The organism is Amphiplicatus metriothermophilus (assembly GCF_900199215.1).
In the GTDB taxonomy this organism is placed as follows: Bacteria; Pseudomonadota; Alphaproteobacteria; order Caulobacterales; family Parvularculaceae; genus Amphiplicatus; species Amphiplicatus metriothermophilus.
Map to the genome: position 1 here is coordinate 153,820 of NZ_FZQA01000005.1, position 16,885 is coordinate 170,704.

Below are 16,885 nucleotides of genomic sequence, written 5' to 3' on the forward strand. Positions count from 1 at the left end.
GTCAAACCACCGCCCGCCCTCGCCGAGGAGCGGGCTTTTTTGTGCCTGGAGACCTGCGATGACGACCATGACTTACAAACACTGGCGCGACGTGCCCGAGCGCTCATGGCGCTGGAAGAATTTCTCCCCCGCCGAGATCGCCTGCCGGGGCAGCGGCTCCCTGCGGATAAACGAGGAAGCGCTCGACAAGCTCCAGGCGCTGCGCGACCGACTTGGCAAGCCGCTTATCGTCCGTTCGGCCTACCGCAGTCCGGCGCACAACCGTGCCGTCGGCGGCGCGCCACGCTCGAAGCACATGGACGGCACGGCCTTTGACATCGCCATGGCGAACCACGATCCGGTGGCTTTCGAGGCCGCCGCCCGAGCCGTCGGCTTCCTCGGCTTCGGCTACTATCCGCGCTCGGGCTTCATGCACATCGATCTCGGCCCGGCTCGGCAATGGGGCGAGCGTTTCCCGGTGCGGGCGACGGCGTTCGCCGCGGAAACGGCGCCCGTGCGGGAGGTCCTGGCAGACAGCCGCACGATGAAGGGCAGCGGCGCAGCTGGCGTGGCCACGCTGGGCACAGCGGGTGTCGAGGTGGCGCAGAGCGTTCTGACGGAGACACAGATCGCGATCCTGCCGCTCGTCCCCTATCTCGACACCTTGCGCTGGGTGTTCATCGCCGTGGCGCTCGCGGGCGTTGCCGTGACGATCTACGCCCGCATCGACGATTGGAAGCGGGGGCGTCGATGATCGCTGCTCTGTTCACCGGGATCGCCGCCGCCCCGTGGATGCGGGCGGCCCTACGCTACGGCGCCATCGCACTCGCGGTGTTCCTGTTCCTGCTCTCACTCCGGCGCTCCGGCGAGCGAGCGGGACGCCTCGCCGAACGCCTCGAAACCTCGGAGAAGGTCAATGACGTCCAACGCCAGATGCTCAATGCGGCAGCTCGCCGTCCTCGTGATCGCAGCGATCTCGCTGACCGCCTGCGCAACGGCCACTTCTGAACCTCACATGGCCACCGTCTGCCCGCCGGTTGTTGAGTATAGCCGCGAGTTCCAGGCGCGCGCCGTCGACGAGCTCGATCTGCTGCCGGAGGGGTCGGCTATTGCCGAAATGCTGGCCAACTATAGCGTTATGCGGGACCAGGCGCGCAGTTGCCGAGTGTGATTCTAGATTTTCCGAATGACCTTCGTCTCGATTAGAGCATGAAGATGGGCACGCAGTCCTGCGGGGACGTGTCCACCGCTGATCACAACGCCGGCCTCCATATTCTTCTCCAACGCGTGCCCAGTCAGGTTAGCGCTGGTCAAGAACGCTGAATTGCCGTCGGCAACAGCCACTTTCGCGTGAACCCGTCCTTCGGCGAACGGTGCCGGCCGGTCGGTCCAGACATACAGCGCTGCCGAGGGAACACAGCGCCGCATCGTAGCAATAGGATCGACGGACAGGCTCCCGCCATGGCTCGTGGAGGTCTCCAACAGAATTCGGATGTCTATGCCGCGACTGCTTGCAGCATTCAATGCATCGACCACCGAGGAGACGTCGTATGCAACGAAGCTGACGAGAAAGAGGTCACTTTGTGCGTGACCGATGAGATCCAAGAGCACCTGCTCCGTTCGGCGGGTGGCGACGAATGGTGTCGTCGGGCCCGTCCAAACGAGCTCAAGACTGTTCTCGCGCTGCGCCTGTTGGCGGGCGAAGGCTGCGCCGACCAAGATCCCGGCCAGCACGTCGCCTGATATTTCCGTCTGTTTCCAGGCGGTGATCAAGCGATCAAGCGCTGCGCGAGCAGCCGGCGTGCTCACGAGTTGGTGCAGGCTTCCGTCTCGCTCGACCGGAATCGAGCCGCGGACACGAGCGGCGAGTGCTTCGACCCTCGACGGAGATAACATGGCCACGAGGTCTGTGGCCGCGATCAGTATCGCTTCCATCAGACGGTCTCGAAGAATGCTGCATCGGGATTTTCGAGGGTGGGTACCACGAGGGAACGATCGAGATGGCGGTTTCCCCGCTCACAGGATGTTTCCGAGACGAATGAACAGGCGTGACATGCTGCCCCGTGAAGTGACTGGTCCTTGCTCGGATCGTGTTCTGCGCAGAGTGGATCGGAGGCACATATGTGGGCGCGATCCAGCGCTTGGCGCAGAAGTCGGCCGAGATTTTCTGGCTTCCCGAGTTCCACGAGCCCGCCCAGAGTTCCATCGGAATCTGCTGCAGCCGTGTAGATGAGAAATCCGGCTTGATCCCTGCCGTCCTCGACGTCTGCATATATACGCTCACGAATACTCGCGGCGTTGTAGCCGCACTCCAGGGCCAGTTCCCGGATCAGCATGTGCGCAAGAGTGTGTAGCATGACATAACGGACGCCCGGGTAACCTTGGTTGGGGTCCAGGTTCCTCTTGTGACGCCATCCGCGGTGGCCTTGTCGTAGCCGCGAGTCGAGAGCCTTCACGGGATCTTTATCCGCCCAAGCCTTCAATGCATCTGCATCGAAGCGAATGAAAATGCCTTCACCGTGAACCTGAGTGGCCGGCACCCAGTTCGGTGCTGCGCGTGCGAGCGGGGCCCGTGGGGCCGCATCATCTCCCGTGCCTTCGTCAGGAGACTCGACTCGTGTGAATCCGAGGAGGGCATTTACCTCACGAAGCCGTTCCAGCAGCAGAACACGTATGATTGACGAACCGAAGCCCGAGGGAATACCGACCTTTTTGCTCATGAAATGCGGATAGTCGGTGGGCGGGTTTTCGGCCGTAAGCACATCCCATTCCGGCCCTTTGAGGTCGCTCTGTTCGACGCCCGATCCGCCATTGCGATGGGTTTCGATTGCGGACCAAATCTGCTCGTCAGTGAACTGCTCGATGCCAGGCAGCTGAGCCGTCTTCTTCAAGGTCTTGACGACGAACGCCACTTCCGCTGCCGAAGTGACATCTTCAAAGAATGTCCAGCCATCCGCGACCAGTTGCGCCAGAGGGCTTCCCACTTGTGGAATGGCGAGAACCGAGAGTGTGACCGGGAACCAGCTATTGGTTGCGCCGAGGAGAATTGCGCGAGGTTCCTCGCTGCAATCGTCCTCGAAGCGATCCACGTGCGGATGTCGACCTCGGCAGGCTGGAAGGTTGTCTCGACCTGCCTGACCAAAGGCCTGCGCCATGTTCTTTGACGCGCCGCAGCCATCGCATTTGACCCACAGGTTCTCGGTTTGAAGTGATGCGCCGCTCTCGAAGAACCTCAGCGTCGCACGACAGGTGCTAGGCCCACCGTGAACGAACCAGTGCCAGGCAAAGTCGTCCAGGTGGCCAGCCCGACACGCCATGAGAAAGCGTGCCGGGACGGCATCGGCATCCCTGGCCCTTTGATCATTATTCGATCCACGACAGCCCTCATGGACGAAACGCGTCAGCTCGGGGCGATATCTGTTTTCCTTCAGCTTGAACAAGCCGGCGTCATAGGGTGATAGAAGACCGCATTTGACGCAGCGCAGCCACCGCGGGAAGGGCTTAACGGGCACGCCGATCAGCGCGGCGGCCGAAAATGGGTCTGCGATTTCCCTCTCGCCCACGGGCGGCATTCGCAATGATTCGACTTGAGGTCCGAGCACGCCCCGGACGTTGGCGAGCAACCGTGCCTCTTGTATCGGCTGACACCTGCCTTTTTCCCAGCGGTCGATCCCCATCGTGACCACCGACATGTTCGGGAGGTCGATCAAGGCGCCCGGGCCGTAGGTCCAAAGCAACTGGCTCGGTCGAATTTCTCCTACGGGTGTCCTGCTCATTGCTGATCCTCCTGGGGCTGCGTCACCCGTGGTCTCCAAGTCGGATCACTCGTCGAACGGTCGTCCTCCATCACGAGCCTGACACCAGGCTCGACTTCGCGCATGGACATCGGGACCGTCCAGTCGGTCCAAGGCTTGATGCCCGGCGCCGAAAGCAGCGGATAGGCGGTAGGTCCTGCGCCGTGCTTCTGGTAGACGAGCGTGCGGCCCCCTACGCCCGCTTCATTGGCCCAATCGTCAGCGCGGCTCTTCATCTCGGCTTCGGTCTGGGTCTTCTTCCCCGAGTCTTCCGTGACTTCCCAGGTGCGAGCGGCGATGGCGCCTATCGTATCCAACATCTCTTTGCGGCTCGGACTGTTCATAGCGCCAGCGCCGTCATTTGCCGCGAAGGGATCGTAGGAGTGACGCATGATGGAGAGCATCGCGCCGGTGAGCCCTCGGTCCAACGCCCGTGGCGAGAACGGAGTGACGGATTGAGCTTCGACGTGCTGATAGAAGGTCGCGTGGTAATGCTCGAAGGTCTCGTAATGCGACAAGTCCCGAGGCCGCGCCCAGGTCAGCACAGTGGCCACCAGTCCTGGCGGCGTTCGGCCCACACGGCTGGTCGCCTGGATGTACTCGGCCGTTCCCTTGGGTTGGCCGTTTACGACCATCACTCCGAGACGATTCACGTCGACACCGACCGACAGCATGTTCGTCGCGAGAACGGCATCGATCGGCCGGGCCTCCCCTGGCTTCCTGTTGGTCACCCATTTGCCTAGTGCCGGGTCGAAGGTGCCATCGAAAGGAACCTCGAGCTGATCGAGGTATCTCGGGATGTCCTGACTGGAGACCCGCGATGTCAGTTCGCTGATTTCCTCGACCCGCCGCTGCGCGAGCCCCGGTCGGTCCACCAGGCTCATATCGACACGGAAGGAACGCGTTTGGACGTCGTCTTCGGCCAGACGCTTCATCCCTCCGAGTTCTCGCAGCGAGTTGAAGTAGCCGACGAGGGTCATATAGGGGTCGGCCACCGGGCCGAACCGATCGAACAGTGCCTGGGCGGCGGTGAGGAACGCCGTATAGGTCCTGATCAGCACTGCAGGACGAGAGCTGCCGGGAGCGCAGATTCCCATGTACCGTCGGCCGGGTTTCTCGCGGATGGGTCTCTGGACCGAGAAGAAATTGTCTTCGACGTCCAGGCCGGAAGGCGGAAACACGGAAATGCGGCGCATGAAAACGTTGCGCACCTGGTCGTCGGCTCGCCGCACGGTCGCGGTGGAAGCCACGACCTTGGGACGAACCTTTTCGTCGCCCAGACCCCAGCTGCTCAGCTCGTCGACGGCCGTTTCGTAAAGACCCACCATGGTGCCCAACGGACCGCTGATGAGGTGGAACTCGTCCTGGATGATCAAGTCTGGTGGTCGAATTGCGCGAACCGGCTTCACACTGGCGGCCGGATATGCCCCCCTCGCTCGGTGCCCCGTGCCGCAGTCGTGACTCGGCCAGAGCAAACCATGGCGTCCGCATTCCTGCTCGACGCGGCCGAAAAGGTTCCGAACCTCGGGACGCCACGCCATCATCGCGAACTTGTCGACGGTTGCGATCATCATCGTCGGCGGGCGGTGATAGATTTCCTCATCGACGACTTTCACGGGAAGCCCCGGGTGAGGCTGCCCAGTGGATTTCGCCTTCGAGAAATCGCAGCCGCCCAGCTTGTCGCCGCAGTGGATCAGCGTTCGGCCGGCGATCCTGTCGACCTCGATGTCGCGGCCACCGGAGATCTCCGAACCGCACCAAGGGCAGCTGGTCAGCTGTGCAGGCGATGCAATGCCTGCCTTGTTGCGATCGTTGTTTCGAATGGCCTCGACAGCCTGGTGAGACGCTTCGGTCGTGCCCGGTGTCACGCGATTGCCGACCCAGAGACCGAGCGTGAAAGGTTCCTTGCCCCAGGTCTTGTCGTCTGCACGACGGATGACCTCCATCGCGCAGAGCAGCGTCGTCGCCCTCTGGAACTGCTGAAGAGTAAGCAGTCGCAGCGTGTAGCGCATGATGACGGCGAGACCGCGTGATGCGTCGAGGCCGCCGAGATCATTCTTCAGTCGGCGCATGGCCATGGCGAAGGCCGCCACACCGAGATAGGCCTCGGTCTTGCCACCACCCGTCGGGAACCAGAGGAGATCGGCGAACGCCTCGACCGGCTTCGTCCGGTCCGGGTGTGTCGGATCGGCGAGCGACGGGATCGACAGGAGCAGGAACGCAAGCTGGAACGGGCGCCACGATCTGTTCTTCGGCACGTCCAAAGTGGTCACGTCGACGGCTTCGTTCCGTCTGCGCTTCAGAGCGTAGATGCTTCGGACACGCTGCATCGCCATGGACCGGTTGGCAAAGCGGAACGCCTCCATCGCTTTCGGGTCGGCGAAGAGAGTGTCCATGCCCTCTCGGAGGCGGCGCAGGATCTCCTCGCAGCGCTGAATGACGTCCTTGCCCGGATCATCGAAGCCGGCGATCTCCGACCCCAGCCGGGTTTTCTGTTCGCCGATCCAAACGGCGTAATCGTCGACGAGGCACGAGAGAGCGTCGCGCAGCGCGTCTGGCGCCATCTCCGCCAGCCGCGTCATGTCGAGCCAGCCCTCGTCGACCATGCGCCGCATGGCAGGGCGGTCCCTGGGATCGAGGCCGGGCGTTTCGGTGACGGCGACTTCGTAGCGCGGGATGATCTCGGTTCTGACGCGATGGGCCTTCGTAGGGTCCTTGGGCGTCGTATCGGCGTGAACGGACACCCCGTGTCCGACCGCGAACTCCAGCCTGTTGCGATAGATGAGCGCGAGACGGTCGCGTTCCGGGTCGTCGACGACCACTTCGTTGGAGGGGCGACGCAGAAAAACCGACCTGTCCCCGTGATCTTCGGGGGCCTCTACGGTGATCTCCGGCTGGAACAGCCAGGCGCGGTCCTTGTTGTCTTCGGGTTCCAACTGCCCGTTGACGAGGAACAAAGTGACCAGGCGCTCCCCTTTGTTGTTCGTCCGAACCGTCCCCTGCAGGCGGACGTCCGGTTGATCGGGGTCTGGAGTGGACGGCTTGATCGGCCCGTCGACGAGCGGAACCGTGACGACGCCACCACACGGGATGCGCTGCCAGACCCTGACCTTCACCTCCTCCTGGTGACCGGTCTGGCGATTCTTTCGCGTCTTGACGATGTCGTGTTCATCGTTCGGGACCCGCTCGTAGCGTCCCCACCGTGCATCGACGGCCAGCTTCCCGACATCGGGCGCCACGCAGAAGGTAAGGCCCATGCTGGAGGGAACCAGCGACTGGTTGTTCGTCGTGTCGATCTCGTCGAGCGCGTCGTCTTCGGGCTCCACTCGGCCCGATGCACTGGCGAACTCGGCGCCGGGCTCGTGGAGTGGCGCCGTCCGTTCGTCCTCGAGGTCGCCAGCCTCCTCGGCTGCGGAAGCTGGTTCGACCCCGGCCGCATGGTCGTCATCCGGCCGGCGCGGCGCCAGCTTGCCGACGAGGTAGCGATCGCGGACGCTCATGTCCTTGATCAGCTCATGGGGGCCACCGGCGGGGCCGAGCAGATCGTCACGCACCGCGAGTTCCAGGAGATCGCGGGTGTAGACGACATCGTCGATCCGAGGCACTGCGGCGGGGTCAGGAACACCGAGCGGCGGCAGGATGCGGAGGAATTCGTCCCATGGTAGCCGCGCGGCTGGTCCAGTCGGCGCGGTTAGGCCGAGGGCCGCGAGCGGCACGGATGGATCCACGGCGTGCCAATGGTCAAAATGGATCGTGGCGCCGTCGAGGTCCGAGCGAATGCGAAGGATACGACCCACCTCAGCGACGTTGCCGTCGTCGTCCAAAACGACGACCCAGTGACCCTCTTCAATTGCGCCGTGGGTGGTCGACCCGACGGCGATACGCACGGAATAGCGTGGTGAGCTAGACGGCCGCTTGACGATCCAGGCGCTGACGGATTGCTCGGTAGTCGCGGTCAGATCGGCCATGGTCAATCGCTCCCCTCAAAGGTCGTCGGAAGAATGTCTTCGAGGTCGAGTGTCAATTCGGACCCAGAAGCAGCGCGCGATCTGCGCGCGCGCGCTTTACCTGAGCCAGCCGTCCCGCCATGTAGACCCTGATCGACCTCTTCCTGGTAACGCTGACGATTCAGCTCGGCTAAGCGACGTAGAACTTCTAGACGGGCAGGCTCTGAGATCGTGAATCGAGTTCGGTCATTCTCTGGAAGGTAGGGCACCTCATGGAAACCATGACCGAGATCCAGGTCGCCCCATCCATAAGCGGCCGCAAGTGCGTGGTCGATCTCTCGCTGTATCTCACGGAGCCGGTTGATCTCCTTGGATCTGTCGGCTTCTAAGTGAACCCGGCCATACAGCTTCGTGAGGCCAATACCATGGGCAGTCATGACCTCGCGACGAGCCTGATCAAGTTCGTTGCCTAGCGCTTCCAGGGAATTCGACAGAGAGGACGTCGGAAAGGCGAACGGCTCCAGCGCATCCGTAGGCGAGTATCGCAAATCATTCTTCAATCTTGAGGCGTGTTGCCATGCGAAGACGGCGTGGATACTGCTTTGAAGAATCGCAAGTGTAGACCCTTGATCGCTCGCAAATACGACCGTTGCATCCGAGTAGATCCAGTCTGAACACACAAAAGTAAAGGCGAGGGTCTTGCTGACCCTCGTCACGATAATCACACGCCTCAAAGCCTCCTGGTCTGCGTGCCAACCGGGCGGATGATTTTCGAAGTGGTGTCCACGGCCGATGGCATGATAGAGGGCCGGTCGCTTGTCACCATGCTGCCACCATCTTTGCGGGAGAGGACGGCGCAGCGCGTAATCTCCATTTGCCTTTCGTCTTTGTCGTTCAGGCTTGACCCTTTCTTGAATCCATTCGAACGGGAGTTCGTATTCTCGGGCTCGTTCCTCTGGCCAGTCCCAAAAGTTAATCACGTATCGGGACGGACTCTGGGTGGGACTAGAGTTCAAGTCCTGGCCGTTGAGATATGGAAACAGAACGTCCTGATTAGAGGGGTCTTCTGCCATCATTCGCGCAGCTTCTTCCTCCGTGAGAACGAACCCCATACCGACAGTTAGGGTTCCAAGAAAAGCAAGTTCTTGATTTCTCTTGAGTGGCACTTGGCTCCATTGCTCACCAGAGGTCAGGAAGGGAGAAATCTCAGTGACGGTTTCCCCAGATAGCACACGATCTCCCGTCCATGTGCCTCGATGCACATGGACGCGGCTTGTCACCACAGCAGCCTTCCCTGGCCACGCCTCGCTTGGGTATGCCGCATAAATGACCGCTCCGTCGCGTACCAACCATTCCAGCCCGCTTTGCCGGCTATCGCCCTCAGCAATAGAATTCGTCGCCAGGAAACCACTGCCACCCTGTAGCCGAAGCATGCTCCAGGCACGACGGAAGAAGTGCACAACGAGGTCTGCGTTTCTCCCGCTCCCAGAGTGCACTTCGACAAGGTAGTCATTGTAAGAGGCGCCAGCTGTACTCCGTATTCGCCTCCCTCCGACAAAGGGAGGGTTGCCGATGAAGGCATCGAAACCTCCATTGTCGCGGAGAAATACTTCCGGGAATTCCAGCGGCCAGTGAAAGGGCCGTCGCGGCGCTCCGTCAGGAGCATCTTTAGCCAAGTCATCTAATGCATCCCGAAGGAGCCGACCTTTGGCTGATACATCGCCGCTCGCGGCGGCGTCAGCGAATGCGGCCAACGTCTCAATCCGAGCAGCCCGCTCTCCCGAATTCTCTTCAGCAAGGAGAACCCCGAGGAACCCGCTGGCGATCCGTGTGGGCAGCTCCAGCTCCCCACGCGACCGCGCATCGAGCGCCGTCATCGCCTCAATATCACGTATGTCGCGAATGGGGATCTCCCGCAGACGCGCGCGCAGTTCAAGAGCCTCGTTGACCGCTGACCGGATGGTTCGACCAAACAATCGCAGCTGAGCCTTCCCTTTCGGGTTCATGTCGAGCTCGACCAACTGATCAAGATCGTGGATGCCCAGAAGGCTGTCGCCGCTACGCAGATTGTGGTCGAGAAAGCCGAAGGGCCGCCCCTTGGACATCGTCGTCAGCCAGAGCGAGAGCTTCGCCAACTCGACAGCGAGCGGGTTCCGGTCCACTCCATAGAGGCATCTCTCGGCGATGAGACGCCGCGCCAGGATGGCACGCTCTTCAGCATCCTGCGACAAAGTCTCGAAGCCTTCGCCATTGCCCTCCCCAAGGATGCGACCTTCGCTATCGATCTTCTTTCCGGCCGCTTCGGTGGCCGACCAGGCCTCGACCAGCCGATCGGAGAGCCAACGGCACGCCTGAACGAGGAATGCTCCGGATCCCATGGCGGGGTCGCAGATCTTCAGATCCAGCAGTTCCTCGGCGCTCTTCAGTCCCCAGTCCTCGGGCGCCTTGCCCTCGGCCGGCCCACGATAGGCAACCGGCGTCAGCGTTTCCTCGACGATCTTCTCCGTCAAGCTCTTGGGCGTGTAGTGCGTACCGCTCTCGCGCCTGTCTGTGCCGAGCACGACGACGAAGGCGCCCTTGTGGTGGACGAGCGGATAGCCCCACGGATCCGTCCGCAGAAGGGCTGCGTAGGGCAAGATGCGATCGCGCAGACCGATGTCGCCGCGGCAAACTGTGAGGAGGCGCGCGGCGAGACGATCGTCGGCCGCCCGCTCGAGGGCGTTGCGGATCGCGGACTCCGAACGCTCGCTGCGCTCCTTCAGCAGCTCGGCGACCCTTGCCGTGCCATCAAGGCGGGCCGACTCCATCTCGCCGAGGGTCACACGCGGGCTCTTGGCCCTCGCGCCGCTATCGAGTTCGAGCGTCACGTCGTCGACGCGCTTCACCGTGCGTTCGAGGAGACCCTCGTAGACGTGGCCGATCTGCTCCACGTCGAGTGCGCGATAGGACAGCGTGCGGCCTTCGAAGGTCTGGATCGCTTCCAGCAGAAGAAGAACGGTGCGGTCGTCGATCGGCAGCGGTTCGGCTGGATCGCTCCGCCAGCTCGTGCCCTTCTTTCGCCCTTCGAGGAACGGATATCGATCCGGGTCGAACAGCGAACCACCGAGCGCTGGAAGGCGCAGCGTCGGATGATCGATCCCGCCGTAGACGCCGCGAAACAGGGCGAGCAACCGCGACCAGGCAGAGCGGCGACGCTCGAGGATCTCCTCGGAATCCGCGCGCAGCTGCATTCGCAGGCTGGAGATGGCGTAGAAGGAGTCGTAACGGGGATCGCCGAGCAGCAGCAGGGCGCGTTCCTCGGCCGCCAACAGGAAGACGAGCCGCATCATGACCGTCAGACCGGCCTCGTAGAGCTCTCGCGGATCGACGTCGCGCAGGAGTTCGCGATTACGATCCTGATCGGCGCGGTCGAGGGCCTGAACGAGCACTTCGACGGCGCGCCGGACCTGTTCTCCGAGCGCCTCCGTCACGTCGTCCTGGTGCTTCAAGGACCGCTCATAGAGCGCCGGCAGCTTTGCTTCTTCGGGTCCGAAGAAGCGGCGGATGCCCAGAAGGCTGACGAAGGCGCGCAGCGTTTCGGGTTCCTGGCCCCAGAGCCGCGCATACCAGCTCGCGAAGCCTGCCACGGCGCCGAGGGGCGCGTGGACGAGCATCCAGCGCTCACCATTGGTGACGATGCCAGTGGAGCATCCCGTCGCCCGGAGCAGAGCGACCATCCGGTCGGCCGGGGTGATCGCGAGGCCATCGAAACGGCGCGTCGCGTCCAGATCGGTGTCCGGCTGATAGACGTGGATGAGCAGAAGCGGGTCGTCGGAGTTCGTCGGATTCACGACGGCCAGATCGGGCGCGACCGTGACCCCGTGTTCGGGCATCGAGACAGTGAGCTGCTCAGGCAGTGTCGCGCCCTTGCGCAGCACCGTCTCATCCATTTCCAGCGCGGTGACCAGCACGTCGTCGATCCAGGCCGCGTGCAGCGCTGGAAGGTCGAGGTCGTCCATGTCGACGGCATCGCGCCATTCCTCATAGGTCCTACGAAGCCGCTGAGGCCGCCCGGAAGGCAGAGCTTCAAGGCCTTGCGGGAAGACCTCCCGCAGCACGGGCACCGCCAGAAAGGGCCCAGAGACTTCGATGAGGTTCAGCCACTCGTGATCGTTGCTCATCCGCGCTTCTCCGTCGCGAGGGAGTTCGGAACCAGCAGCACCACGGCCACGGGGAAGGTATGCTCGACGGCATTGGAGTGCCGTTCCTCGATCGCGCGTAGCTCTTGCTCGCGCTCCTTCGGGATCCGGGCCAGGCGTGCTTCGAGGGCCGCTCGGTCACGCTTGAGCTGAGTGCGTTCGTCCTCGGAGAAAAGAGAGAGCTGCACGGGTTGCTGTTCCGCCGCGATCTCGGTCTTCAGCGCTCGTTCGAGATCGTCCAGTACTTGGCGGATGTCCTCGGCCTCCTTGCGCTTCCGGGTCTCGATCGTGTTCACGAGGAAGCGTAGCCGGTCTTTCGAGCGTGCCTCGACGGCTGCCAGAACGGAATCACGCTGTTTGTCGAAGCGCGTCCTCAAGGCCTCAAACGTCGCATCCGGCAGGGCCGCGGGGTGCGACTCCTCCAGCCATCGTCGGACCTCCGTGACCCGTTCCTCCCGCCGGAAACCGGCATCGCGCAGATAGCCGCCAGCCTCCGTGAGCTCCTCGTGCAGACGATGATGGTTCCCGCCGGTCACGACGAGCCGCGACATCACCACCACGGCCGGTCCCTCGATCCGCCCATCCGGAAGCGACCGGACGGTCACGCGGTGAAGCTTCTTTACGTCGTCACGGGCCCAGATCTCCGCGCGCAGGAGCCGCAGACTCATCTGGACAAGCCGGTGGTTCAGGTGGACGAGGACGACGTCGTCACGGCCCTTGGCGACCCCGTGGTCGAAGGTGATCGGGCGGACCTTCTGCGTGTAGGGGTGTTCTAGACCCTCAAGGCATCGGGACCAGGAACCCGAGAGCGGCGGCATTCGAAAAACCGTGCCGTCTGGTGCACCGGCCAGAGAAACGGGCTCCAAGTCGGGTTTGTCCGCAAGGCGCAACGCCGTGCGTACCGCCCGCTCGATGTGGTCGGGCACGAGGCTCTGTTCGTGCCGGGTCTCGTTCAGCCGCTCATGGAGTTTGGCCACACGTTCGCGAAGGTCGCGCTCCGCCTTCACGAAGCGGCGAGATTTCTCCATCCGGGCTTCGGCTTGTCTCGTGTCGAGATCGCGGCGGCGCCCCTCGAGGAGGTCTGGCAGTTGAGGCGCGATGACCGGGTTCACGCTCCCCATGTCGGCGCGCATCGCATCCAGTTTGCGAAGCGCGCGCAGGATATCGTCGCCGTGGCCACCCTCGGCATCCACCGGGTGCCAGATGACGACCTCGCTGGCGCGTTGCCCATGGCGGTCGATGCGGCCGTTCCGCTGCTCCATCACATTCGGGTTGTACGGAATTTCGAGGTGGATCATCAGGTGGCAGTGGTTCTGGAGATCGATGCCCTCGGAGGCGGCATCGGTCGCCAGCAGTATCCTCACCGGGGATTCCGAGGGGTTGGCCTGGAACGCGGCTTTCACGCCCTCGCGTTCTTTCGGGTCCATGCCGCCATAGATGAGAGCCAATCGCTCGCCCCCGAAGCCGTGAGATGCGAGGATCTCCTGCATCCATTGCTGAGTGGCGCGATACTCGGTGAACAGGATCACCCGCTCGTTCGTCCACCTGTCACCGTCCTTCAGGTGACTGGCCAGCCAACCCAGCACGGCAGTGGCCTTGGCATCGGCCCGACGAGCCGCCTGTTGGGCCCAGGATCGCAATCGGTCTAGCATCCGGCGTTCTTCGTCGGTCGGTGGCCGGACATGCTTGCCCGCTTCCTCGATCGCTTCAGCCTCGGCGGCATCCCGCTGTGCGTCGTCTGCGTAGTCTTCCTCGGTCTTCGCTATCGCCCGCCGAAGGATGCGGTCATCGAATTTCTTCTGGCTGCGATCGCTAGCCGCCCGACCTTCGATCGTCGCGATATGCCGCTCCAGTGTCGCTGCGAAGGCTGCAGGTGACGATGACAGGCGCTTGCGCAGCAACTGGTGCACGAAGTGATCGACGGCTCGCCCTCCATCAGCACCGCCTTCGCGGCTCTTGATGTATGCCTCCAGCTCCCGCCTGGCGTCCCTCTCGTCCTCGCCATACTCCACCGGCAGCGCCTCGAGCCGCCGTTCGGGGTAAATGCGCTCGCCGTTCGCATCGACCAGATCGCTCTTCAGCCGACGGACCATCACTCGGGCGAGCTGAGGGTCGCTGGGGAGGACGTTTCTCGCAAACCGCTGATCATCGAGAAGTTCAAGGAGCGCGGTGAAGGACTCGGTGTAACCGTCGTGCGGCGTGGCTGTGAGAAACAGTTTGTGCTGGAAGTGTGGCGCGGCCAGACGAACCAGACGGGTCCTGAGGCTTTCGACAGCGTAGCGGCCGACGGTCGGCGCGACGTTGTGAGCCTCGTCGATGATCAGCAGGTCGAACTTCCTGGGATGGCTGACGTGCGGGGGCAATGCGTCACGCAGAAGACGCAAGCCTTCACCCTGCTTGGCCCAGTCCATCGACGTGATGAGACGAGGAAAAGACGTCCACGGATTGGCGTGGAGACCTCGCTCACGGCGCAGACGCTTGACGTAGTCCGTATCGACGATCCGGAACTCGAGTCCGAACTTCTCCTGCATCTCGACGCGCCACTTTTCCTGCAACGAGGCAGGGCAGAGCACCAGGACCGTGCGGGCGCGGTGACGCAGGAGCATCTCTTGAACGACGAGCCCTGCCTCAATGGTTTTCCCGAGGCCGACGTCGTCGGCGATCAGAAGATTTGTGCGCGCCATGTCGATCGCGCGCACGAGCGGATCCAGCTGATAGTCCTCGATGCTGACACCGCTGCGGAATGGCGCCTGCAGATAGCCGCGATCCGCGTTCGTCGCAGCCCCCCAAACCACCGCATCCAAGAAGGCTTGAAGCGTGGAGGGGTCATCCAGCCCGGTCATGCGCGGTAGTCCGGCTCGCTCGATCACATGCGCTCCGGGCTCCAGCTCCCAGAGTACTTCGATCTCTTCACCCAGCGCATCCTCATCGATCGAGGCCAGCCGAACGAGATGCCGCTTAGGAAGTCCAGGGGCAACCGAACCGCCTTCGACCTCGGAGACGATCCATTGGCGGCGGCGAGCCTCGACTAGCTGGCCCGGCTCAGGAGCAGTGGCGTGGGCGACCTCGGCCACTAATTCATCTGCGATCATCGACATAGATGGGCCCTGTTCTTTCTGCGCGCGTCGACGAGTCCGGCGATACGGTTCGCGGCTTGGGTGGCGTCTTCGTGTTCCCAGATCCGAACCGTCTCCCAACCGAGAGCAGTCAGCCGCCGATCGGTATCGGCATCCCTGGATCGATTGGTTTCGATCTTCTCCCGCCAGAAATCGGCGTTGCTCTTCGGCCAGGATGCGTGCTCGGGGCAGCCGTGCCAAAAGCATCCGTCGACGAACACGGCCAATCTCGCGCTGGGGAAAACGATATCGGCGACGCGCCTGGGCTTAGTCAGGAGCGGAACGTGGAGGCGATAACGCAGCCCCTTGGCATGCAGAGCCCTGCGGAGGTCGATCTCCGCACGCGTGCCCTTCTGTCGCACGCGAGCCATGCGACGACTGGCGTCATGCGACGAGGGACTTACGCGCGTCATCCGCCACGGCTCCCTTCTTCTTTCTCTTCGCCTTCTGGACCTCGATCCCCAGATGGGCAGCGATGCTCCGGCCAATCACCTCGCCCAGAGTGACCGGAACGGCGTTTCCAATCATCCGACCCAAGGCCTTGAAATGAACGGGGGCCCCGTCGGGTATGAAGGAATAGGACTTGGGGAAGCCTTGAAGAATTGCGCCTTCTCGCAGAGAGATGGCTCGGTCCTGCTCGGGGTGTCCAAACCGACCGTTCCCGAATCCGTAGAACTGGGTGGTCAAGGTCGGAGCGGGTTCATCCCATACCATCCGGCCATAGACGCCCGGATAGGTACGCCCCGTCTCACGCCGGTGGCAGTCGGCAATGAGATGTTTTGGCCAGTCTCGCCATGTTCCACCCGGTCGAGAGGCGCGAATTCTTTGAAGATTTAGGTCTGAGAGCTTTGATGCGGCATGCAGCACATCCTTGGGATGGGCTTCTCCCTGAGCGATCGGCGCGAGGATGCCGATCGCCTCGCGCACGGTCTTCGGGCGACTGTGTGTCGGGGCGAACAGCTCAATTGGCCCGAGTCTAGAGGCCAATAGCACCATGCGCCGCCGGTTCTGCGGCAATCCGTAAAGGGAGCAATCGACTATCGCTTGGTGGACGTGGTACCCCGATTTCTGGAGAGTCTCGACGAAGTCATCGAACACAGTGTGTTTGGCCACCGAAGGCACATTCTCCATAGTGACCAGGTCGGGACGCGTAGCTTTGATCAGCCGCCCGAACTGATAGAGAAGACCCCATCGAGGGCTTCCAACGACATCGTAGCGCTGGGCGTAGGTGGAAAATGGCTGGCAGGGGGCGCACCCGGCCAGCACCCGGATTTCGGCGTCGCCGAACAACTCGTTGAGGCGCTTGGGAGCAAGGCGACCCACGTCCTCCTTGATGAAGCGCGCTGCGTTATTGGCTTCAAATGGGTGGCGGCAGGCTTCATCGACGTCAATGCCCGCGACGACCCGAACGCCCTCCGAGATCAGGCCATGCGTAAGCCCGCCGGCTCCACAGAACAAGTCGACGCACGCGACATCAGCCATCAGCTTTCTCTCCCCCCGCATTTGCCCCCTTCTGTGAATCGGCCTCGGCCGCCTCGCCTTCCTTTTGATCGTCCGATGCTTTCCCGTGCCTCACCCAGTCATCAACTTCGTCGGTTTTGAACTTCCAAAGCCTCCCGACTTTGTGGGCCGGCATGTCCTTCTTCGCGATCCAGCCGTAGACCGTGTCTTTGCTGACACCGAGATATTCAGCGATCTCCTCCACGGAGACCCAGCGATCGGACATGGTGCGGCCCTTTCAGCCAGCATGATTCAAGCATCCAGTATCTCACCGACACAAGCAGGAGTAAACCAAAAGAAGTCTGATTTGACCCGGTTTTCTTGTATTTGGTCGGATGGCTGATGGAGTGTTTCGGCTGATGATGACGGCC

At 62.6% G+C, this 16,885-nt stretch carries 10 protein-coding genes and 1 pseudogene; 3 read left to right on the top strand and 8 right to left on the bottom strand.

The features are described 5' to 3' along the window. The first annotated feature begins 58 nt into the window (after nt 1-58). Genes CHB64_RS11555 through CHB64_RS15405 form a run of 3 tightly spaced genes read left to right on the top strand, consistent with a single transcriptional unit; the run spans nt 59 to nt 1,150 of the window. A complete protein-coding gene (locus tag CHB64_RS11555; RefSeq protein ID WP_089412774.1) occupies nt 59-733 on the top strand; it encodes a YcbK family protein in 675 nt (224 codons plus the stop codon). Next, nucleotides 730-987 (top strand): hypothetical protein, encoded by a 258-nt coding sequence (locus tag CHB64_RS11560; protein ID WP_089412775.1) that lies wholly within the window; start codon nt 730-732, stop codon nt 985-987. Before CHB64_RS11555 ends, CHB64_RS11560 begins: the two co-directional genes overlap by 4 nt. Nucleotides 988-994: 7 nt before the next feature. Then, nucleotides 995-1,150, top strand: coding sequence for a hypothetical protein (locus tag CHB64_RS15405; RefSeq protein ID WP_200815351.1), 156 nt, complete (start codon nt 995-997; stop codon nt 1,148-1,150). A 2-nt stretch (nt 1,151-1,152) separates the two neighbouring features. Here CHB64_RS15405 and drmC read toward each other — a convergent pair whose 3' ends face one another. The 8 genes and pseudogenes from drmC to mads1 all read right to left on the bottom strand — a co-directional run. Continuing rightward, nucleotides 1,153-1,914 (bottom strand): DISARM system phospholipase D-like protein DrmC, encoded by a 762-nt coding sequence (gene drmC, locus CHB64_RS11570; RefSeq protein WP_089412777.1) that lies wholly within the window; start codon nt 1,912-1,914, stop codon nt 1,153-1,155. Next, nucleotides 1,914-3,755: a DUF1998 domain-containing protein gene (gene drmB / locus CHB64_RS11575; RefSeq protein WP_089412778.1), complete on the bottom strand. Its 1,842-nt coding sequence runs from the start codon at nt 3,753-3,755 to the stop codon at nt 1,914-1,916. Before drmB ends, drmC begins: the two co-directional genes overlap by 1 nt. After that, entirely contained in the window at nt 3,752-7,741 is a 3,990-nt protein-coding gene (gene drmA, locus CHB64_RS11580; protein ID WP_089412779.1) for a DISARM system helicase DrmA, read from the bottom strand. Before drmA ends, drmB begins: the two co-directional genes overlap by 4 nt. Nucleotides 7,742-7,743: 2 nt before the next feature. Beyond that, nucleotides 7,744-11,880 (bottom strand): Eco57I restriction-modification methylase domain-containing protein, encoded by a 4,137-nt coding sequence (locus tag CHB64_RS11585; protein ID WP_183234047.1) that lies wholly within the window; start codon nt 11,878-11,880, stop codon nt 7,744-7,746. Next, nucleotides 11,877-14,996 (bottom strand): DISARM system SNF2-like helicase DrmD, encoded by a 3,120-nt coding sequence (gene drmD, locus CHB64_RS11590; protein WP_234993353.1) that lies wholly within the window; start codon nt 14,994-14,996, stop codon nt 11,877-11,879. Before drmD ends, CHB64_RS11585 begins: the two co-directional genes overlap by 4 nt. After that, on the bottom strand, nt 14,987-15,427 hold the full coding sequence (locus tag CHB64_RS15795) for a very short patch repair endonuclease (protein WP_200815352.1): 441 nt from the start codon (nt 15,425-15,427) through the stop codon (nt 14,987-14,989). The genes drmD and CHB64_RS15795 overlap by 10 nt, the downstream gene beginning before the upstream one ends. Next, on the bottom strand, nt 15,399-16,496 hold the full coding sequence (locus CHB64_RS11600; RefSeq protein ID WP_089412780.1) for a DNA cytosine methyltransferase: 1,098 nt from the start codon (nt 16,494-16,496) through the stop codon (nt 15,399-15,401). The genes CHB64_RS15795 and CHB64_RS11600 overlap by 29 nt, the downstream gene beginning before the upstream one ends. 58 nt (nt 16,497-16,554) lie before the next feature. After that, nucleotides 16,555-16,740 (bottom strand): annotated as a pseudogene (gene mads1, locus CHB64_RS11605) (methylation-associated defense system helix-turn-helix domain-containing protein MAD1); the annotation flags it as partial. Nucleotides 16,741-16,885: the final 145 nt, after the last annotated feature.

Bases quoted from the DNA above. Each gene is read 5' to 3' on its own strand.
- CHB64_RS11555 (WP_089412774.1), top strand. From the start codon at position 59: ATGACGACCATGACTTACAAACACTGGCGCGACGTGCCCGAGCGCTCA.
- CHB64_RS11560 (WP_089412775.1), top strand. From the start codon at position 730: ATGATCGCTGCTCTGTTCACCGGGATCGCCGCCGCCCCGTGGATGCGG.
- CHB64_RS15405 (WP_200815351.1), top strand. From the start codon at position 995: ATGGCCACCGTCTGCCCGCCGGTTGTTGAGTATAGCCGCGAGTTCCAG.
- drmC (WP_089412777.1), bottom strand. From the start codon at position 1,914: ATGGAAGCGATACTGATCGCGGCCACAGACCTCGTGGCCATGTTATCT.
- drmB (WP_089412778.1), bottom strand. From the start codon at position 3,755: ATGAGCAGGACACCCGTAGGAGAAATTCGACCGAGCCAGTTGCTTTGG.
- drmA (WP_089412779.1), bottom strand. From the start codon at position 7,741: ATGGCCGATCTGACCGCGACTACCGAGCAATCCGTCAGCGCCTGGATC.
- CHB64_RS11585 (WP_183234047.1), bottom strand. From the start codon at position 11,880: ATGAGCAACGATCACGAGTGGCTGAACCTCATCGAAGTCTCTGGGCCC.
- drmD (WP_234993353.1), bottom strand. From the start codon at position 14,996: ATGTCGATGATCGCAGATGAATTAGTGGCCGAGGTCGCCCACGCCACT.
- CHB64_RS15795 (WP_200815352.1), bottom strand. From the start codon at position 15,427: ATGACGCGCGTAAGTCCCTCGTCGCATGACGCCAGTCGTCGCATGGCT.
- CHB64_RS11600 (WP_089412780.1), bottom strand. From the start codon at position 16,496: ATGGCTGATGTCGCGTGCGTCGACTTGTTCTGTGGAGCCGGCGGGCTT.